Here is a 20,323-nt window from a genome sequence, read left to right on the forward strand (position 1 = left end):
ATCATTTTTATTTATATTGATAAGAACATTGTGGGAGGCGAAAATCATGCAGAAAATTACATCGGCTTATGCAAATAAGATGCTGAGAAGCCTAGAAGAAGACAAGGCATTCTGGGTAAACAAGGAATCGACATCCAGTACTTACGTGGCTGCGGTCAACGAGGAACCAGTCGTTCCGGAATATGATTACATGACTGTTGCGAATACGATTGATGAGATTGACAGGAAGATCCTTACTATCAAGCACACATTGAATCTGACCAATGCCACCGCAAAAGTGCAGGTCGGCGCTCAGGAAATGAGCATTGACGGCATCCTAATCCGGATGGCGCAGCTCAACAAGAGAAAGACGGTGCTTGACGATATGCGCAAGAGACTTCCAAAAACGCGAGTCTATGGCAACTCCTTCGGTTCTTCTGGTTCGGCACCGGAGTATAAGTATATCAACTACGATCCGGAACTGATCCGGCAGGAATATGACCGCATCTCCAATACGATCATGGAAATGCAGATTGCACTGGATCGTTATAATCAGACGGTGCTGTTTGAGGTGGATATCTAAGTAGAATTTCCGTACAGGGCATACTTCTAACAAAAAATTACGAGTGGTTACGGTTCATTGTCATCGCTTATCGGTTATTTGTTATCGGGTTATGTGTTTCGGTTCATGGAGACGGCTTTGGAAAAGCATATCATGCAGATTTTCAAATCACCCTGTAAAAAACCTGTGAGGGATCACGGTGCCAAGGTACGGTTTTCAGGCACAACGGCTGCGGAAGCAATTCCGTAGCCATTTTTCATGGTAAGAAGGATTTCGGTCTGAAAGAGTTCAAAACCTAACTCAAAACTTACTTTTTAAAATCGCTCCATTTTGGAAATTTCAAAAATAGTGTACTGAAGTGGGTTACAAACACGGAATGGATTGGGTCACAAGAATTCCAAAACCGGAATTATGATAAAGCGCTTTATGATTTCAGGCAGGAACGTCTGAGCGAAAATTTGACTCAAAACGTTATCCGCAGAAACCGCTAATTGGAAATTCGAATTCGATGATGATATAGTTGGGCAGAAAAAATCGAAAGGAGATCAGACTATGGGAAGACTTTACAAAATCAACCAGCCGTGTCCCAAATGCCATGAGGAACATAATTGGTGGCATATTCAGCTGACGGATGAGGAACAGGCGAAGATGGATGCATATGTGGCAGCCAGTGAGGGAAAATCATCCTTGGAGTTACTTCTGGGCGAGCCGGGAATTGTTGTTATGCGAAAGCTTAAGTGTTGTTGCTACGGTCACGTATTTGAAGTGAAACAGTACATTATTCAAGGGTATATCAGCATATGAAGCATAAAACAACTTGTTTCTAATAGTAAATTCCAGTTTTGAAGAACTTTGCAAAACTAACGTCCATAAAAATCATGATATTTTGATTTGCCAGAATTTACTTTTGCAAGTGATTAGCTAAATCAGAACTTAAACTTGCAAACTGGAAGCTCGGATTCCAATTCAGCTCTCCTAGAAAGATCCCTTCGATTTTTCGGGGGATCTTTTTGTGACATAGAAAACCTCATCCTATGGTGAAAAAACAAAACAAAAAACAGAAAAACAAAGAAAAAGAAAGATTAGTACTTGCTTTTCCTATAAAAGGTGCTTATAATGTATGTAAATAAATCAGCTGCTAGTTAGTAGCAAAACTAATAAATACATATAAGAGGAGAAGAAGAGATGAGAAAAAAACTTGCAGTAATGATGGCTGCTATGGCCGCAACCGCGATGGTAGGGGGCTGTGGTGCAAAGGATGCAGCACCGACCGGCGCAGAGACCAAACCGGCTGAGACTTCTGCTGCTCAGGAGACAGAAGCAGCTCAGGAAGAAACCAAAGAGGCTGATGCCCATGAGGCAGAATACCTGGCAGAGTTTTTCGATGTACAGATCAAAGAAGATCCGGACAGTGCTGCTTTTTCCGCTGACCTGAAAAAGGTAGCAGGAGATGAGGCACCGGCTGTCGAGGGGGACATGACCTGGTTTTCTGCTGTGAAAGCTGCTGTGGCTGCTGCTGATTATGAAGAGCTTGCTCTTAGCTATCCGGAAGATAAGATTAAAGATCGTCTTGAACAATATGGGGTAAAGATGGATGAGACGAATGAATATGCCAGATACGTTGCTGCTGCTCTGGATACCAGCCTCATCACTTCCGAAACTGCGAAAAAAGTCGTTGCAGAAGATGCCTTTACAGCTGAGGATGAAATCAGTCTTCTGATGGCAATTGCCAATGCAAATGGAGACGCAAGAAACTACCTTGGCATGTCAAATGATCCAGACATTTACGCGAAACTGGACCAGGCATGGAATTCCTTTATCTTATTTGATGACAGCAAACTGGCAGAGATCGGAAAAGAAGCTGTACAGAACAAGGTAACCACCGGATATGGATTAAAATCTGCTGCATACAGTGCCCGCTTTTTACCGGAACTGACCTTACAGTACGGTCATTCTGATATCAAACATGTACATCAGCTGATGGGGCTCCTGAACAGCGAGAATATCACAGCAAAGGTTCAGCTTGAGCCGAAGATTAGTATTTACCAGTATCTGCCGGAGTGGGGTCCGATCCCGGAGGCTACTCCAACCTACGAAGTAAAAGAATATGAAGATCTTGCACTGGTATATGCAGTAGAATATGACCTTGAGCTTGAGTTCGACAATCTTGAGGATATGAATCGTTTTGACGAAGTAATCAAGACGTACGCAAAGAAAAATGAAGGAAATGAAGAAGCAAAGGGCCTGATCTATGCATCCTGGTGGCAGCCGCTTTATTCTTCAACCAGAACAGATATGCCGGAGACTGATTATCATCAGATCTATGATTGCGTAATCACGAACGATACGTATTCCATTCATCCATTTACCTTACCGGAAGATAAAGATGAGGTTGTTGAAAAACTGACGGAAATCTCCGACGGCCTGGAAGTTGTACCGGTTGAACGCTTCTGCAATACCGCTTTCTATAATTACCTGGAAGGTGAGGACTATCAATAATATGCATGCAATCGAACGTGCAGAATACATCTTGTCCATGCTGGAGAAGAATAAAGTAGTCATGGTGACGGATCTGAGCCGTGAAATGGGAGTTACGGAAGAAACGGTTCGAAAGGATCTGGAAAAACTGGAAAAACAGGAGAAATTAAACCGTGTTCACGGAGGTGCCTACTTAAACGAAGGTTTTGGCAATGAAACTCCCATCTCGGTTCGCAGCAAGGTGATGCAGGAAGAGAAAAAGCTTCTTGCATCTCTCTGCATGCAATGGATCCACGAAAAGAGTTCCATTTTTCTGGATTGCAGTACCACGGCTCTTCATATTGCAAAGCAATTAGCGGATTTTCCCGGCAAGCTGACCGTCATGACCAATTCTCTGGCAGTGGCAAAGGAGATTGATGCGAATCCGCAGATTCGTCTTATTTTATTTGGCGGTGAGCTGAATCGCGATCGGGAAGCGTTTGAAGGACAGACCGTACTGGAACAGATGAAAACCTGCTTTATCAATTATGCATTTGTCAGCAGTGCCGGCTGCAGTCTGGAGGCAGGTATTACAGATTCCACCCGTGAAGAAGCAGATATCCGTCGTCAGGTATTAAAGCAGGCGAAACATAAGATCCTGGTGGTGGACAATACGAAGATCGGACGCAACGAGGTGTATGTGATCGGAGAGTTGGAGCAGCTCAGTCAGGTGGTTGTGGATCATTCCATCCGAAAAACCAATCCGGACCTATGGGAATGGTTCCAGGCACATCAGATCTCTGTCCTGGAAGGGAAAGCGGAAAGAAAATCAAAAACCAAAGGAGATGAGCGATAAGATTATGACAGATTTGAAGGAACTGAAACAAAATGTGCTGATGACAGCGAAAAAGGCCTATGATGAAAAGCTGATGGCCGGAACAAGCGGCAATATCAGTGCTTACTTTCGTGAGAAGCAGTGGATCGTAATTACTCCCAGCTCCTATGATTACAGTTTGATGGCGGAAGAGGATATCGTAGTGATTAATCTGGATGGCAATCTGGTCGAAGGAAGACACAAGCCATCTTCCGAGTGGAAAATGCATGCTGAGATTTACCGTCACCTGTCCCATGCTAATGCGGTGGTGCATACACATTCTCCTTATGCAAGCAGTTTTGCGGTAAACCATCAGGAAATTCCAGTTGTACTGATTGAAATGATTCCTTTCTTAAAAGGGAAACTGGAGGTAAGTCCTTATGCACAGCAGGGAAGTGCAGAGGTTGGTCTGAATGCAGTTCCAATCCTGGAACGGAAAAATGCCTGTCTGATGGCCAATCACGGTGTCGTGGCTATCGGCGGAACATTACCGGAAGCATATACAAACAGTGTTTATGTGGAGGATGCTGCAAAGATCTATCATCTTGCACTCTGTTCAGGACATCCGGTTGTGATCAAAGAATACGAGGAGGTCTGATATGACAAAGGCGTATGAACGATTATTAAAATGCTATCAGTGCTTTAAAGACAAAATTAATTTTAAGCCGGAGGTGGCACTGGTGCTGGGATCCGGACTCGGTGATTATGCAGATACCATTCGGGTAGAAGCTGTTTTGGATTATCATGATATTGAGGGTTTTCCTGTGTCCACAGTCAGCGGACATAAGGGCAGATTTGTCTTTGGATACGTAGGAGATGTCCCGGTCGTAATCATGCAGGGACGTGTCCACTACTATGAAGGATATTCCATGGAGGATGTAGTTCTTCCCACCCGTCTCATGAAGATGATGGGGGCCCGGGTCTTGTTTCTGACCAATGCTTCCGGCAGTGTGAATTATGATTACAAAGCCGGTGATTTTATGATGATCACCGACCAGATCAGTAATTTTGTACCGTCTCCTCTCATCGGACCCAATGAGGAGATGCTGGGAGAGCGTTTCAGCGATATGTCTGAGATTTACCGTAAGGACCTTTGTGAGATCATCCGGGGTGCTGCTGCAGACCTTCAGATTCCGCTTCAGGAGGGAACCTATATCCAGCTGTCCGGTCCGAATTTTGAAACTCCCCATGAAGTAAAAATGTGCCGGATACTTGGAGGAGATGCAGTAGGAATGAGCACCGCATGCGAGGCCATAGCTGCCAATCATATGGGCATGAAGGTCTGCGGTATTTCCTGCATTTCCAATCTGGGATGCGGAATGACTGATCAGCCTTTGAGTGCGGAGGAAGTGAAGGAAACAGCTGACCGTGTTGCACCGTTATTTAAACAGCTGATTACGGAATCCATAGTTCGAATCGGTAAAATGATCTGAGTGATGAATAAAAAACAAAGGAGATGATAAAGTGGACAATCAGTCAGAAGCAATCAAAAATGTGTACTTGCATGAAGACGGCAAAGCTGTGACCATCATTGATCAGACTAAGCTTCCAACGGTTACCGAATACCTGACCCTTGGAACGGCGAAGGATCTGTATGATGCCATTTTTGAATTGAAAGTCCGGGGAGCACCGGCAATCGGAATTTGTGCGGCATTTGGAATGTATGTTCTGGCCGGAACGATTGAAACCGGGGATTACGATGAGTTTTTAAAGAAATTCAGAGAGTATAAGGATTATCTGAACTCTTCCCGTCCAACGGCAGTGAACCTGAGCTGGGCATTAAACCGCATGGAGCAGGTAGTGACAAGCCACAGCGATGCTTCTGTACCAGAGATTCTTGGATATCTGAAGAAAGAGTGCATGGATATTCAGGAAGAGGACAGCCAGATGTGCAGAGCGATTTCTGAATATGGTTTAAGCCTTATTAAGGACGGAGACGGAATTCTGACACATTGCAATGCCGGACCCTTAGCCACCTCCCGCTATGGAACTGCCTTAGGACCTCTCTTCCTTGGAAAAGAGCAGGGCATGAATTTCCATGTATTTGCAGATGAGACAAGGCCGCTTCTTCAGGGAGCAAGACTTACCTCATATGAGTTAGATCAGGCAGGAATCGATGTAACATTGATTTGTGATAACATGGCCAGCATTGTAATGAAAAACGGCTGGATCCAGGCCTGCTTCGTAGGCTGTGATCGTATCGCTGCCAACGGTGATGCGGCCAATAAGATTGGAACCAGTGGTGTTGCAATCCTTGCAAAACATTACGGAATTCCGTTCTATGTATTAGGACCGAGTTCAACCATCGATCTTGACTGTGCAACTGGCGATGATATCCAGATCGAACTTCGAAGTCCGGAAGAGATCAAAAGCAAATTTTATGAAAAACCGATGGCACCGGAGGGTGTCAAATGTTATAATCCGGCATTTGATGTAACCGATCACACGCTGATCGCCGGAATTGTAACGGAAAAAGGAATCTGCAGACCACCGTATACGGAGAGTCTTGCAAATATGTTTGGCAAAAACAAAAAATAGGAGGAAAAGATTGATGAAAAAATTATTTGGTATTGTAGCAGGTGTAGCAGTATCCGCAGCGTTAATGACAGGATGCGGTGGAAACAATAATACAGCCGAGACAAAGGAAAATACGGCTGAAACAGCAGCAGCTTCTGCTGAGAACGCTGATGGAGATTTAAAGATCGCCATCGTGACCAGTCCATCCGGTGTAGATGACGGCTCCTTTAACCAGGATAACTACAACGGTATCCTGAAATTTATCGAGTCTCATCCGGGAGCAACCGTAACTCCGGTTCGCGAGGAAACCGGTGATCCGGCTGCAGTTATTCAGGCAGTTGCTGATATCGTTGCAGACTACAATGTGATCGTATGCCCGGGCTTCCAATTCTCCGGAATCGGAACCATCGCAACCGATAACCCAGATGTAGATTTTATCCTTGTAGATACGAATCCGACCGATTCTGAGGGTAATGACATCGAATGTGATAATATTTATGCAATGACTTTCAAGGAGCAGGAAGGAGGTTTCTTCGCGGGAATGGCAGCTGCACTGGAGTCTGAAAGCAAAAAGGTAGCTGTAGTAACCGGTATTGCATACCCAAGCAATGTAAACTATCAGTACGGTTTTGAGAGTGGTGTCAATTACGCAAATGAGAAATATGATACCGGTGTTGAGATCGTAGAGATCCCATCTTACGCAGGCGTTGACGTTACCAATAAAAATGTAGGTGGAAACTATGTTGGAAGCTTTGCAGATGAAGCAACCGGTAAAGTTGTTGGAAAAGCTCTCATCGATGTGGGCTGTGATATTCTGTTTGTAGCTGCAGGCGGTTCTGGAAACGGTGTATTTACTGCTGCTAAAGAAGCTGGCAATGTAAAAGTAGTAGGCTGTGACGTAGACCAGTATGATGATGGTGCTAACGGTTCTGATAACATTACTCTGACTTCTGTACTGAAAGTTATGAGCATGAACGTAGAGAAACAATTAAATGCTATCGCAGACGGAGGTTTCCAGGGAGCAAACGCTCTGTTAGGTGCAGATTCTGATTCTGTTGGTTATGTAACAGAGGAAGGACGTCAAAGCATGTCTGAGGATACCGTGAAGAAGATGGACGAAGCATATGAACTTGTAAAAGATGGAACTATCGTTCCGGCAGCAAACTTTAACGGAATTGAGCCGGAAGATTTCCCAGGATTGAAATAATACGTTCTGTACCAGAAAATGAGGAGGCTTAAATGTCGGAATATATCATTGAAATGAAGCACATCACAAAACGTTTTCCAGGTATCGTAGCAAACGATGATGTGACGCTTCAAATTAAAAAAGGTGAGATCTTCGCACTGCTTGGCGAAAACGGTGCCGGAAAATCAACTTTGATGAGCATGATATTTGGTATGTATGAACCGGATGAAGGTGAGATCTTCATCCGGGGTAAGAAAGAACAGATTCATTCTCCAAGCTACGCAACAAAACTCAATATTGGTATGGTCCATCAGCATTTTAAGCTGGTACAGAATTACACGATTACAGAAAACATTATTCTGGGTTTAAAGAAGAAAGACAAACTGTTTGGAATCCTTCCCTATGTTGATTTAAAAAAAGCAGATCAGGAGATCGAGGCGCTTTCTAAGAAGTACGGTCTGGAAGTCAATCCGATCGATGTGATCGAAAATACAAGTGTATCGACACAGCAGCGTGTCGAGATCCTGAAAATGCTGTACCGGGAAGCTGAAATTCTGATCTTTGATGAGCCGACAGCAGTGCTGACGCCTCAGGAGATTGAATCCCTGCTGACGATCATCCGCAACCTCAGAGATGATGGAAAAACCATCATCCTGATCACCCATAAGCTGGAGGAAATCAAAAAAATTGCAGATAGATGTGCGATTTTAAACAGAGGAAAGCTCATCGATGTTCTAGATGTCGCCACGACCTCTACAAAGCAGATGGCCAATTTGATGGTTGGACGGGAAGTTTCTTTTGAAGTAGAGAAATCAGAGCCTCATTACCGGGAGACTGTGTTAGAGGTAAAGAATCTCACTGTAAAAAATCAGGATCATTTTGAAGTAGTAAAAAATGTATCCTTTTCTGTCCACGGCGGAGAAGTATTTGCCATTGCCGGAGTATCCGGCAATGGTCAAATTGAGATTGCAGATGCGATTGCAGGAGTTGAGAAGGCAGCTTCAGGTAGTATTCTTCTGAATGGAGTCGATATCACCAATTACTCCATCCGCAAACGAACCCTGGAAGGAATCTCTTATATTCCGGAGGATCGGCAGAGCTGCGGCCTGGTCATGGATTTTACCCTGGAGGAAAATCTGGGACTGAAAAACTACTTCCGAGAACCATTTTCCCATAAAGGTGTACTGGATAAAGCAGAATTTTCCCAGTACGGAAATGAACTGATTGACCGGTATGACATCCGGAGCAGTCAGGGAAACAAGACCATTGTCCGCTCCATGAGCGGCGGTAATCAGCAGAAGGCCATCATCGGAAGAGAGATTGAACTTCAGTCTCCTCTGATGATCTTTGTGCAGCCAACCAGAGGTCTGGATATCGGAGCCATCGAAAATATCCATAAGCAGATTATCCGACAGAGAGATGCAGGAAAGGCAATCCTGCTGATTTCGTTAGAGCTGGATGAGATCATGAATTGTGCAGATACCATCGGAGTAATATATAATGGAGAAATCCAGAAAATAGCAGCTGCAAAAACGCTTACATCAAATGAAGTGGGAGAATTTATGATGGGGGTGCACCAAAATGCTGAAAATTAAACACAGATTGAAAAAGATGCTTGTCAGACTCCTGGGAAATGAAAAATACCAGGGTATCACCATTCCCATGTCGGCCATTTTCTTAAGCCTTCTGGCTGGAGCTGTGATCATTCTTTCGCTTGGCAAGAATCCTCTGTCGGCCTATGGTAACCTTCTTCAGGGGGCTGGATTCCTCCCGAAACCGAGTTATGCCGGATATAAGAATATGCTGACCGACTTCACCAGTTATATGAATGCCTGGACTCCGATGCTTTTTGCGTCTCTGGCAGTAGCAGTCGGTATGTATGCCGGACTCTTTAATATCGGTGTCTCCGGTCAGATGCTTACCTCTGGTTTTATCACAACTCTGGTGATCGGATATAGTTCCCTTCCGGCAGCGGTGGCTAAGCCATGCGTACTGATTGTCGGAGCAGTCGTTGGTGCACTCATCGGTACACTTATTGGCTGGTTAAAATACAAATTTAATATCAATGAAGTCGTATCTTCGATCATGATAAACTATACGGCCCAGTATGTGATCAGCTTTTTCATCAACACGTACTATATCAATCCGGTTTCCAGGCAGTCCCAGGCCGTCTCGAAAGCATCCCGCCTGACTCTGATGGACACACCCGTCGGAAACTTGAAAATGGATATTCCCTTAGGAATCCTTCTTGCAGTTCTGACTGCAGTCCTGGTGAAGTTCGTGTTAGATCGCACCGTATTTGGCTATGAACTCAAATGCGTGGGACTTGGAAGAAAAGCGGCCATGTATGCAGGTGTCAATGTTGGCAAAAGCATGATCATGGCGATGATGTTCTCCGGTGCATTAGGAGGCCTGGCAGGAGTGACGTACTACCTGGGGTATTTTGGTTCGATTCAGCCCCGCGTCCTTCCAAGCACCGGTTTTGATGCCATCGCAGTGGCACTTCTTGCAGGAAACCATCCCATCGGCATCATATTTTCATCTCTTCTGATCACAGTGATCAGCAAGGGCAGTACCTACATGAATTCAGCATCCGGTCTGGAATCAGAGATCGCATCCGTTATCACCGGATTGATCCTGCTGTTTTCCGCCTGCGGTGTATATATCCGTTACAAAGTGAATCGAATGAAACAAGAGTTAAATGAAGAGACAGAAAGGGGGATCAGCTGATGGAACGAATCCTGATTGATGGTTTATCCTTTGCGATCCCGCTGTTCGTAATGGCAATCGGAGGGATCTACAGCGAAAAGAGCGGTGTGACGAATCTGGCTTTGGAGGGATTGCAGGGAATGGGGGCATTTATAGGCGCCTTTGTAGCCGTTCTGGCTGCAGGCTATTTTGGAAGCAATTCCCAGGTTCCTTATTATCTCGCAATTGTATGTGCCATGGCAGGTGGAATGCTGTATTCGCTCTTATATGGACTGTTATGTATCCGTCTGAAGGCAAATCAGATCATTGGCGGAGTCGTGATCAATATCCTGGCTATGTCACTGACTGCATTTTTTACAAAACTTTTAAACCGCCTTGTGTTCGGTGCAGCTTCGGAAAAATTTGTTCTGGGTGTGTCTGCACGGTTTACAATTCCGCTGCTCTCCGGCATCCCAGTAATTGGAGCCGCATTTAAAGATGTCTATCCATTTGAGATCCTGATCCTTCTGATCGCAGTTGTTGCCTGGTATGTGCTGTATAAAACGCGTTATGGCATGAATCTTCGTGCCTGTGGAGATAATCCTCACGCAGTAGACGCAGCAGGAGAGAATGTTACCCGGATCCGTCTGATTGCAGTCCTTGTATCCGGTGCTCTGTCCGGTCTGGCTGGAATCAGCTTTGCTTATTCCATTTCAGCGAACTTTTCTTCCAACATCTATGTGGGATACGGATATCTGGCGATTGCAGCCATGATATTCGGAAACTGGAAGATCCTTCCTACACTTGGATCCTGCCTGCTATTTGGTTTTGCCCGATCCGGAGGCTATTATCTTGTCCAGAAGATGCAGATGCCCAGCAGTTACTCGGATCTTGCCATGACGCTGCCTTATATCGTTACAATGCTGCTTTTGATTTTCTTCTCAAAATACAATCGTGCTCCTCGTGCACTTGGAGAGATTTACGACAAAGGAAAGAGGTAGAACATGAATATTCGTTTTTATAATGCCCAGATTCTTCCGATGAATGGAAATATGGATATCATCCACGGAGAGGTATGGGTCGAAGGGAACACTATTACATATGTAGGTCCTCATAAGGAATGCGGCAATGTGTGGGACCGTGAGATCGATGCAGAAAAAAATCTCATCATGCCGGGCTTTAAAAATGCACATACGCACACAGCCATGACGTTTCTTCGATCCTATGCGGATGATATGCCGCTGCAGGACTGGCTGACAAAGCAGATCTTCCCGATGGAAGCAAAATTACAGCCGGATGATATCTACTGGCTCTCCAAACTGGGAATCATGGAATACCTGACCAGCGGAATTACCTCCTGCTTTGATATGTATCTGAATACAGAAATGATGGCTAAAGCATCGGTAGAATGTGGATTCCGGAGTGTACTCGTCAGCGGAATCAATGATTTTTCCTCTTCATTGGAGGAAGTGGAGGCAGATTTTAATACCTACAACCAATATGATGAGCTGATCAGGTATTGTCTGGGATTTCATGCAGAATACACTTGTTCCGAAGAACTCTTAAAAAAGATTGCCGAGCTGTCACAGCGCTACAAGGCTCCTGTATTTGCTCATATGTCAGAAACAGAACGGGAAGTGGCAGAGTGTGTACAGCGCCATGGAACTACACCTGCAGCTTATCTGGATTCCCTGGGCTTATTTGAACATGGGGGCGGTGGATATCATTGCATTTGGTTTACCGATGAGGAAATAGAACTCTTCCGCAGGAAAGGACTGACAGCGGTAACCAATCCTGGATCCAACACAAAACTTGCAAGCGGCATCGCCAACACTACGGCATTTTTGAAACACGGAGTCAATATGGCCATCGGCACAGATGGACCAGCCAGCAACAACTGCCTGGATATGTTCCGGGAAATGTTTTTAGTGACGGGACTGGGAAAACTTCATGATCGGGATGCATCTGCAGTACCAGCAGAAGAAGTTCTGAAAATGGCAGTAACCGGCGGTGCAAAAGCAATGGGACTGACAGACTGCGACTGCCTTGCAGAAGGCAAAAAGGCGGATCTGATTATGATCGATCTGAACCAGCCGAATATGCAACCTATCAACAACCCGATGAAAAACCTGGTATACAGCGGAAGCAAACAGAATGTGAAGATGACCATGATCAACGGCAAGATCCTCTATGAAGACCAGAAATTCTTCATTGGGGTGGAGCCAAAGGAAGTTTACAAAAGGGCAAATGAGATCATAACCCGAATGAAACAATCGTAGGTAAAAGCGTTAAATTCCGTTGACAACACATTCTTTATTTGATACTATTTATCAAGTAAATTCAATATTCCATGAGGGAGTAGTTAGCGCGAAAGTGTGGTTTGTCAACATTCTGATTATAGCAACTGTATAATCTGGCAAATCTTAAATAATGAGACTCATGTATATCGATGGACGACAGTTTTTGTATCATGCATAGCTGTCAGTTGATATACATGAGTTTTTCTTTTGTGCATTGATGCAAAAAAGGGAGGACATCATAATCGACAGTGAGCGGTGAAGGAACATGCATTACATCTAGGAGGAAATGAAAAATGATGCTGTTTTTTAAAGTGTTTTTTACAGAATTTATCGCAGAGATGGGCGATAAAACCCAGCTTATGCTGATTGCTCTGACTTCAAAATATAAGTTGAGAGATATTATACTAGGAACTGCGGCGGCGATTCTTGTTCTGAATGGTCTTGCGGTTCTGGCGGGCGGACTTGTCAGTGAATTTATTCCTGACTGGCTTATTAAGATGATTGCAGCACTTGCATTTCTGTATTTCGCCGCATCGACTCTTGCCGGTGATGATGAAGAAGAAGAGGAGGAGGGCGGTAAATCAAAGATTCAGTTCGCACCCTTAGCTGTTTTTTGTACATTTTTTGTGGCAGAACTGGGAGATAAGACTCAGCTTACAGCCATCACGTTCGGAGCCAATGAAGGCATGAAATCAGCCTTTGTTGTATGGATTGGATGCTCTCTGGGACTTTTTGCAGCGGATATTCTCGGAATGCTGGTTGGATATCTTTTAAAGAGCAAAACTCCCGATGGGCTGCTGAATACACTGGCATTTGTTATTTTTTCCATATTTGGTGCTTTCACACTTCATCAGGGACTGAACATGATGAACGCAAGAGTCTGTCCGATTCCGGTATGGTCGGTATGGATTGCTGCGGCTGTTATTTTTACGGCCTTATGTGCCTGGATCTATATAAAAAGAAAGAAGGAAAATAAATGCGATATTTAAAACCACATTATTATGATAAATTTGTCTGTACAGCAGGAGATTGTCCAGATAGCTGCTGTGCCGGATGGCAGATCGTGATTGATGAAGCCTCTCTGGAGCGATATGGAAATGAAAAGAGCGAGTTCGGAACGCGATTACGCAATTCTATTGACTGGGATGAAGAATGTTTTTACCAGAACAATCGGCGCTGTGCATTTTTAAATGAAGAAAATCTCTGCGATCTTTATAAAGCACTGGGACCAGATTCTCTTTGTGATACCTGCCGGATGTACCCGAGACATACGGAAGAATACGAGGGACTTCGGGAATTATCTCTTTCCCTGTCCTGTCCGGAGGCGGCTAGAATCATTCTTTCCTGTAAAGAACCGGTCCGTTTTCTGGAAGAAGAGGACGATTTGGAGGACGATTTTGAAGAATTCGATTTTATGATGTTTTCCCAGTTGGAAGATACAAGAGATGTTCTGTTTTCGATTTTACAGGATCGATCCCTTCCTCTGACACTCCGAATGTCGGCATCCGAACAGCTAACAGAACAATATCAGATCCGGGTGGAAGAGCAGAAGGAATATGAAATTGATGAACTTCTGCGAAACTGTGAAGCTCATCATCAGAGAAAAAAACTTCAGGAATTTGTATCAGAAAGTCTTGCTGAAAAAGGCATTGATGCAGCATCTCTCCATCGGTGGGCACGCCAGATAGAAGAATTGCAGGTACTACGCGGTCTGGAACGCCTGCGTCCGGAATGGGATGATGTGCTGGATGGTGCTGAAAAGTGGCTGTATCAGGGAAGTGAGGAAACCTATCATAAAATTTGCGAAGAATTTCATAAGGCATATGGAAGCTTAGGAAGTCACAAAGAAGAATGGGAAAATCTGGGCGAGCAGCTTTTAATGTTTTTTGTCTATACCTATTTTTGCGGGGCTGTCTACGACGATATGGTCTGTTCCAAGATGGAACTGGCATTGTTCTCTGTTCGCTGGATACAGGAATTTCTGATGGTCCGATGGCTGGAAAATGGAAAGAAACTTTCCATGAAGGATGTGGAAGAAATCTCCTGGAGATATGCCCGGGAAGTAGAACATTCCGATGATAACTTAAATGCACTGGAAGACTGGCTTTTTGATCGGTATGCACCAGTTTAATCACTGAAAGAAGCATATTGCAAAAATGAATCATACGAACAAAAAAGCTCTATTCTATAAAATTGAGCGTACCGTATCTCCGGACGTCAACGAATAGCATAGAGCTTTTGAGTTAAATTTTGCCACATAATGCTTCTGTCATTTTCATGATAATAAGCAAAAGGTAAGCGTCAGTAAACCAAGAGGTTACCGCATAAGGCGCAACAGACCGATTACTTTGCCAAGAATCTGTACTTTATCCACAATAATCGGATCCATGGTTGCATTCTCTGGCTGGAGACGATAGTGACCGTTCTCCTTGAAGAAACGCTTAACAGTAGCTGAATCATCGATGAGTGCAACCACGATCTCGCCATTCTCTGCGACACTGGTCTGTTCCACGATAACACGATCTCCGTCATAGATGCCCACATCGATCATACTATTGCCGCGGACCTTCAGCATAAAAGTTTCGCTGTTCGGAAGCAGTTCTGCCGGAATCGGGAAATAGTTCTCCACATTCTCATCAGCCAGAATCGGCGCACCGGCTGCTACAGTACCGATAAGGGGTACATTCACCAGTTCACGGCGGGACAGGTTAAAGGTGTCATCAACGATCTCGATGGCTCTCGGTTTCGTCGGATCCCGGTGAATATATCCGTTCTTCTCAAGCTGTTCCAGATGAGAGTGGACAGAAGAGGTAGATTTAAGCTGTACCTTTTCACAAATTTCACGTACCGTCGGCGGATAACCTTTCTTTAAAATGCATGCTTTAATAAATTCCAATATCTCTTTCTGTTTATCTGTAATACGTCCCTGTGCCATATAGATTCCTCCTGTCGATGAAGTATATAAAATGTTTTTAATATCGGATATACAGTGATTCTGGCAGGATACAAGTCGAACGCCCACCTGATGGGACCAGCAGCTGAATCACTGAAAGGTTTGGCCTATAGTAAGCCCTTATTATATTATATATAGTAACATATGTTCGGGCAAAATGCAAACTATTGTTCGTCTTTATCAATGTTTTCTTTTTTAAGCTGTTCTCTTGCCTGCTCAAGCAGCACTTCCAGACGGGCATTTTCTTTGTCTGCCTGACGAAGGAGTTCCTGCATTTCCCGTTCTTTTTTGAATAGTGCACGCTCCATCGTAAGCTCCGCCTGGGCTTTGCATTGCTGAAGACCCACATCAGCATCCGCTTTTTGTTTTGATAATTCCTGGGTAAGTTCTGTGAGTTTCTGCTGTAATTCTTTATTTTCAGTTTCAAGTGCCAGAATCCGATCGGATGCATGCTGATAGGACTCTGACTTTACCTCCTGTTCTTTCTGAGAGTGAGAGAGAGCAAGTACAGTATCATGAAGCTCCTGTTTGCATTGCAAAAGCTCATTCTTAAGCATTTCTTCTGATTCTTTTGAATGTTCATTTTTCTTCAGCTGATTTTGTGCCTCTTCTAGTTTCTCCTTCAGCATCTGGTTGATCTGTTCCTGGTCAGCAGCACCTTTTCTGAGCGAATCTAGCTGTTCGGTGAGTGTCTGTTCCTGCTTGGTCAGCAAAGCGGACTCCGCATCCATTTTTTTCTTTTCTGCTTGAAGTTGTTCTACTTTTTTCTGTAACTCTGTGAGGCGCAGTTCTTTTCTCTGGAGTTCAGAAGAGAACTCCTCCCGTGCTCTGGCTTCTGCATTCTGGTTCAATTCCAAGCTATACAGATATGCGGAGGTGATGGACTTAACCATGGTTTCAAAATCCTCAATCTCGACACTTCTCCCCGGGATTGAGGATTTGGCTTGATTTAACTCAAACACCTGCATCACATGATCAAAGCCCTGGGCCTGGTTCATTCCTTTTTGTTCGCAAAATGCACGGAAAGCATCCGCTGTATCGGAATCGATTCGAAAGTTTGCCTGTTTAATTTCTCCCATATTCTATATTCTCCAATCTATTTTTTTGTAACTGTTTATGCAACTATTCAGTAGGTCTGCGCATTTACTGCGCTGACCGTACGAAAACATGGGTCAGCAGGCAAAAATCCCATTGCCGTAGGCAATTTTTAATGGATTTTTGCGTGTGACTGTGAAGGTACTGAACAGTTACCTGTTTATTTAATACCCTGACATTCTTGCTGCGAGATGGTAACTGTTCATACTCATGTAGACAGTTACGCGAGATAATACTCTGCTTATCAAACTGATTTCAAAGAAGTGCTTTGCAAAGATCATGCGCCAAGTCTTATAACGTTCGATTTAAACTGAAATTTCAAATTGCGTCATACTTTATTTTATGTATATAGATTATCATGAAACCACAATGGCGTCAATCTGATTCTGTGGTATGTTATATATATGTTATACATGATTATTGTTATACATAGATTATGATTTTGATAGTAAAAATAGGAATGAAACTATCAACTATTCGTGAAAGGATGCTTTCGCGAATAGTTTCATCGACTTTTGTGGTTATATTTGCCAGAAATAGCAGCGCAGTTTTGTGCAATATGTATGATTCCCTATAAAAATCTATATACCTAAAGTATTTAGATTTTTATAGGGAGCAGGTGTCTGCTGCTTACGAGCAGAGCCGCGTTTTCTTACGGCACTTTTGAAACCGAAAATACCGTAAGAAAAGGTGGTGGCAACAGAAATTTGCCGTATTTAAATGCGAAGACACGGAAAATTTCGTTACTGGGCACGTATGCGTGAACAGTAGCAAGCTGCGAACAAATGTTTGCTTTTTTCTTTCGAAACCATTGACAAACATTTGTTCGTATCGTATAATGTAACTATACAGAACAAATGTTCCTGACATTTTTATAATATTCAAATCTCTTCTCATTCTTTAAGAACAGATTTGAATACAAAAAGACGATTCCAACAAAACACGAGAGGAGAAGATTGCAAATGTATACGTTGAAAAAAGGTGTTATGGTTTTAGCTGTTGTTTTCATCATGCTGCTTTCGGGCTTTTTTGGACGGAGTCTGATGTATGTGATGGCTGAGGAAGAAGCAGATACTAGACCGGAAAAGTACTATACCAGTATTCATCTGAAAGATGGAGATACGCTCTGGAGCATTGCTCAGACATATTGTGCAGATTCGGAGGAGTCAGTTGAAGAGTATGTACGGGAGCTGCGCCAGATGAACAGTCTTTCGGATGACCATATTGACGCAGGGCATTACCTGACCATTCGTTATTATAAATAAATCGTTACCGTTCACATACACGTACACACAACCGATAACAGAGACAGAATCAAATTTATAGAATTTTCCATATTCCTGTCCGTAGTCTGTTCATTTAATCTATTTTCTGGTAGAATAAAGTTTAGCAAGCAGTCTATATCTGATTAAATGACAAGCGACAGAAGAACAGGAGGAAATAAGGATATGAGTATTGTATATCACGAATCATCGAAGATATTTCATTTATATAACCAGACCATCAGCTATATCATGATGGTTCTTCCAAACGGACATATGGGACAGCTGTATTATGGGAAAAAGATTCGTGACAAGGAAGATTTCTCATACCTTCTTGAATTAGCTCCCAGAGACATGGCATCTTATCTCTATGAAAACGATCGCACCTTTTCACTTGGACATATTAAGCTGGAGTACGGTACTTACGGAAGCGGTGATTACCGTCATCCGGCAGTAGAGATTCTCCAGAATGATGGAAGTACCTATTCAGATTTTCAATTTACTGGATATCAGGTTACATCCGGAAAGCCAAAACTGCCAGGACTTCCCGCTACTTATACTGAACAGGACGGGGAAGCTGAAACTCTTATTATTACGTTAAAAGATACCCATACTAATCTGGAGCTGCATCTTTTATATACAATATTTGTCGAGGGCGGTGTCATTGCCCGAAGTGCTTCTATTTCCAATCAGGGAGACATTTCTGTACAGGTTCAGACCGCGATGAGTCTTTGCCTGGATCTTCCTGACCACGATTATGAGTGGATGCAGTTTTCTGGGGCATGGGCGAGAGAGCGCGCACTCCACACACGCAGGCTTGAGTATGGCATTCAGGCGATTGACAGCACCCGGGGACATTCTTCCCATGAGCAGAATCCGTTCATTATTTTAAAACGCCCTTCGGCTGACGAATTTCAGGGAGAAGCCATTGGCTGCAGCTTGATTTACAGCGGTAATTTTCTGGCTCAGGCAGAAGTGGAGTCACATGGAACCACCCGTCTTATGATAGGAATTAATCCGTTTGGCTTTAGCTGGGAGCTGAACCCTGGTGAAACCTTCCAGACTCCGGAGGCAGTGCTTGTTTACTCCTCTCAGGGACTTAACGACATGAGCCAGACTTTTCACCGGCTGTATCGGCGCCGACTGGCAAGGGGGTACTGGCGTGATCGCGAGCGCCCAATCTTGATCAATAACTGGGAGGCAACTTACTTCAATTTTACCGAAGAAAAACTTCTACAGCTGGCTTCCAGAGCGCAGAAATGCGGCATAGAGCTGTTTGTTTTAGATGACGGCTGGTTTGGTGCCAGAAGCAGCTCAAAAGCCGGACTGGGCGACTGGGAGGCAAACCGTGACCGTTTGCCAAACGGTCTTTCCGGACTGGCACAGAAGATAGAAGCGCTCGGTATGAAGTTTGGTCTCTGGATCGAACCGGAGATGGTAAATGCCGATTCCGATTTATTCCGCACGCATCCTGATTGGATCCTCCAGGTTCCAGGGCGAACGCCTTGTCACGGACGTTACCAGTATGTATTGGATTTTTCCAGGCAGGAGATCCTTGATTACATCTATGAAAAGATTGTATCGATTCTGGAAGGCGCCTCCATTTCCTATATTAAGTGGGATATGAACCGAAGTCTCAGTGATGTATGGAGCAGAGGAGTTTCCGCCAGACAGCAGGGAGAAGTATTTCACCGCTACATTCTGGGTGTTTATCAGATGTATGAGCGGCTGACAACACGCTTTCCGGACATTCTGTTCGAATCGTGCGCCAGCGGCGGAGCGCGTTTTGATGCAGGTATGCTGTATTATGCACCGCAGGGATGGATCAGTGATGATACAGATGCGATTGAACGCCTGCGGATTCAATACGGCACTTCCTATGGTTACCCGATCAGCTCGATGGGATCCCATGTATCTGCTTCTCCGAACCATCAGCTTCATCGTCAGACACCGCTTTGGACACGTGCCAATACCGCGTTCTTCGGAACTTTCGGCTATGAACTGGATCTGGCACAGCTCGGAGAAGATGATCTATCTGAATTAAAAATTCAGACCGCCTTTATGAAACAGCACCGGTCCCTGATTCAGTATGGTACTTTTTACAGACTTTCCAGTCCGTTTGAAAACAATATCACTGCATGGATGGCGGTCAGTGAAGACCGCACAGAAGCCCTGGTCGGCTGGTACCGGACACTGAATGTCGCCAATGGTCCGTTTACGCGGCTGTATTTACAGGGACTGGAAGAATCCGATCTTTACAATGTCACGGAATATACAGAAGGACATGAAAGTGCCGTAAGCACCCACTATGGTGACGAACTGATGAATTTAGGACTGATTACCAGTGACGCCTCTTCCGGACAGTATATGGATGGTAGAAGAGAGAGCTGCGACTTTGATTCTCGCCTGTTTTATGTACAAAAGCAGGCTGAATAATAAATAAGATAAAA

The 20,323-nt window shown here is 44.2% G+C and carries 18 protein-coding genes; 16 read left to right on the forward strand and 2 right to left on the reverse strand.

Annotated elements, in window-relative coordinates; translation table 11 throughout:
- Positions 1-46: 46 nt before the first annotated feature.
- The 14 genes from DXD12_RS02680 to fliB all read left to right on the forward strand — a co-directional run bounded on the left by DXD12_RS02680 (position 47) and on the right by fliB (position 14,694).
- Positions 47-562 carry a hypothetical protein gene (locus DXD12_RS02680; RefSeq protein WP_106999899.1) on the forward strand — a complete coding sequence of 172 codons (516 nt, stop codon included), beginning with the start codon at positions 47-49 and terminating at the stop codon, positions 560-562.
- Positions 563-1,093: 531 nt separating this feature from the next.
- Positions 1,094-1,345 (forward strand): hypothetical protein, encoded by a 252-nt coding sequence (locus DXD12_RS02685; protein ID WP_118472353.1) that lies wholly within the window; start codon positions 1,094-1,096, stop codon positions 1,343-1,345.
- Positions 1,346-1,726: 381 nt separating this feature from the next.
- On the forward strand, positions 1,727-3,040 hold the full coding sequence (locus DXD12_RS02690) for a hypothetical protein (protein ID WP_117795417.1): 1,314 nt from the start codon (positions 1,727-1,729) through the stop codon (positions 3,038-3,040).
- Between the two features lies 1 nt (position 3,041).
- Positions 3,042-3,854: a DeoR/GlpR family DNA-binding transcription regulator gene (locus DXD12_RS02695; RefSeq protein WP_118637282.1), complete on the forward strand. Its 813-nt coding sequence runs from the start codon at positions 3,042-3,044 to the stop codon at positions 3,852-3,854.
- A 4-nt stretch (positions 3,855-3,858) separates the two neighbouring features.
- Positions 3,859-4,470: a class II aldolase/adducin family protein gene (locus DXD12_RS02700; protein WP_118637284.1), complete on the forward strand. Its 612-nt coding sequence runs from the start codon at positions 3,859-3,861 to the stop codon at positions 4,468-4,470.
- A 1-nt stretch (position 4,471) separates the two neighbouring features.
- The gene (locus DXD12_RS02705) at positions 4,472-5,305 is read left to right on the forward strand and encodes a purine-nucleoside phosphorylase (RefSeq protein WP_106999896.1); all 834 of its coding nucleotides are present in this window, start codon (positions 4,472-4,474) and stop codon (positions 5,303-5,305) included.
- Between the two features lie 31 nt (positions 5,306-5,336).
- Positions 5,337-6,410: an S-methyl-5-thioribose-1-phosphate isomerase gene (gene mtnA / locus DXD12_RS02710; protein WP_233430147.1), complete on the forward strand. Its 1,074-nt coding sequence runs from the start codon at positions 5,337-5,339 to the stop codon at positions 6,408-6,410.
- A 13-nt stretch (positions 6,411-6,423) separates the two neighbouring features.
- Complete coding sequence (locus tag DXD12_RS02715; protein WP_118637286.1) at positions 6,424-7,596, forward strand: BMP family ABC transporter substrate-binding protein; 1,173 nt, start codon at positions 6,424-6,426, stop codon at positions 7,594-7,596.
- Between the two features lie 32 nt (positions 7,597-7,628).
- The gene (locus DXD12_RS02720) at positions 7,629-9,170 is read left to right on the forward strand and encodes an ABC transporter ATP-binding protein (protein ID WP_117795413.1); all 1,542 of its coding nucleotides are present in this window, start codon (positions 7,629-7,631) and stop codon (positions 9,168-9,170) included.
- Entirely contained in the window at positions 9,157-10,305 is a 1,149-nt protein-coding gene (locus DXD12_RS02725) for an ABC transporter permease (protein WP_118637288.1), read from the forward strand. Before DXD12_RS02720 ends, DXD12_RS02725 begins: the two co-directional genes overlap by 14 nt.
- Positions 10,305-11,264: an ABC transporter permease gene (locus DXD12_RS02730; RefSeq protein ID WP_106999892.1), complete on the forward strand. Its 960-nt coding sequence runs from the start codon at positions 10,305-10,307 to the stop codon at positions 11,262-11,264. Before DXD12_RS02725 ends, DXD12_RS02730 begins: the two co-directional genes overlap by 1 nt.
- A 3-nt stretch (positions 11,265-11,267) precedes the next feature.
- Positions 11,268-12,542 carry an amidohydrolase gene (locus tag DXD12_RS02735; RefSeq protein ID WP_118522476.1) on the forward strand — a complete coding sequence of 425 codons (1,275 nt, stop codon included), beginning with the start codon at positions 11,268-11,270 and terminating at the stop codon, positions 12,540-12,542.
- A gap of 314 nt (positions 12,543-12,856) precedes the next feature.
- Positions 12,857-13,552 carry a TMEM165/GDT1 family protein gene (locus DXD12_RS02740; RefSeq protein WP_117795407.1) on the forward strand — a complete coding sequence of 232 codons (696 nt, stop codon included), beginning with the start codon at positions 12,857-12,859 and terminating at the stop codon, positions 13,550-13,552.
- The gene (fliB, locus tag DXD12_RS02745; RefSeq protein ID WP_118637290.1) at positions 13,540-14,694 is read left to right on the forward strand and encodes a flagellin lysine-N-methylase; all 1,155 of its coding nucleotides are present in this window, start codon (positions 13,540-13,542) and stop codon (positions 14,692-14,694) included. Before DXD12_RS02740 ends, fliB begins: the two co-directional genes overlap by 13 nt.
- Positions 14,695-14,880: 186 nt before the next feature.
- On the opposite strand, the gene lexA is transcribed toward fliB, so the two are convergent.
- Positions 14,881-15,498: a transcriptional repressor LexA gene (gene lexA, locus DXD12_RS02750; RefSeq protein ID WP_022359416.1), complete on the reverse strand. Its 618-nt coding sequence runs from the start codon at positions 15,496-15,498 to the stop codon at positions 14,881-14,883.
- Positions 15,499-15,680: 182 nt separating this feature from the next.
- On the reverse strand, positions 15,681-16,595 hold the full coding sequence (locus DXD12_RS02755) for a hypothetical protein (RefSeq protein WP_118637292.1): 915 nt from the start codon (positions 16,593-16,595) through the stop codon (positions 15,681-15,683).
- A 978-nt stretch (positions 16,596-17,573) separates the two neighbouring features.
- On the opposite strand from DXD12_RS02755, the gene DXD12_RS02760 reads away from it, so the two are divergent.
- Positions 17,574-17,876, forward strand: coding sequence for a LysM peptidoglycan-binding domain-containing protein (locus tag DXD12_RS02760; RefSeq protein ID WP_022359414.1), 303 nt, complete (start codon positions 17,574-17,576; stop codon positions 17,874-17,876).
- Positions 17,877-18,059: 183 nt separating this feature from the next.
- Positions 18,060-20,309: an alpha-galactosidase gene (locus tag DXD12_RS02765; RefSeq protein ID WP_118556000.1), complete on the forward strand. Its 2,250-nt coding sequence runs from the start codon at positions 18,060-18,062 to the stop codon at positions 20,307-20,309.
- Positions 20,310-20,323 lie beyond the last annotated feature (14 nt).

Source organism: Clostridium sp. TF11-13AC, from assembly GCF_003481065.1.
In the GTDB taxonomy this organism is placed as follows: domain Bacteria; phylum Bacillota; class Clostridia; order Lachnospirales; family Lachnospiraceae; genus Otoolea; species Otoolea fessa.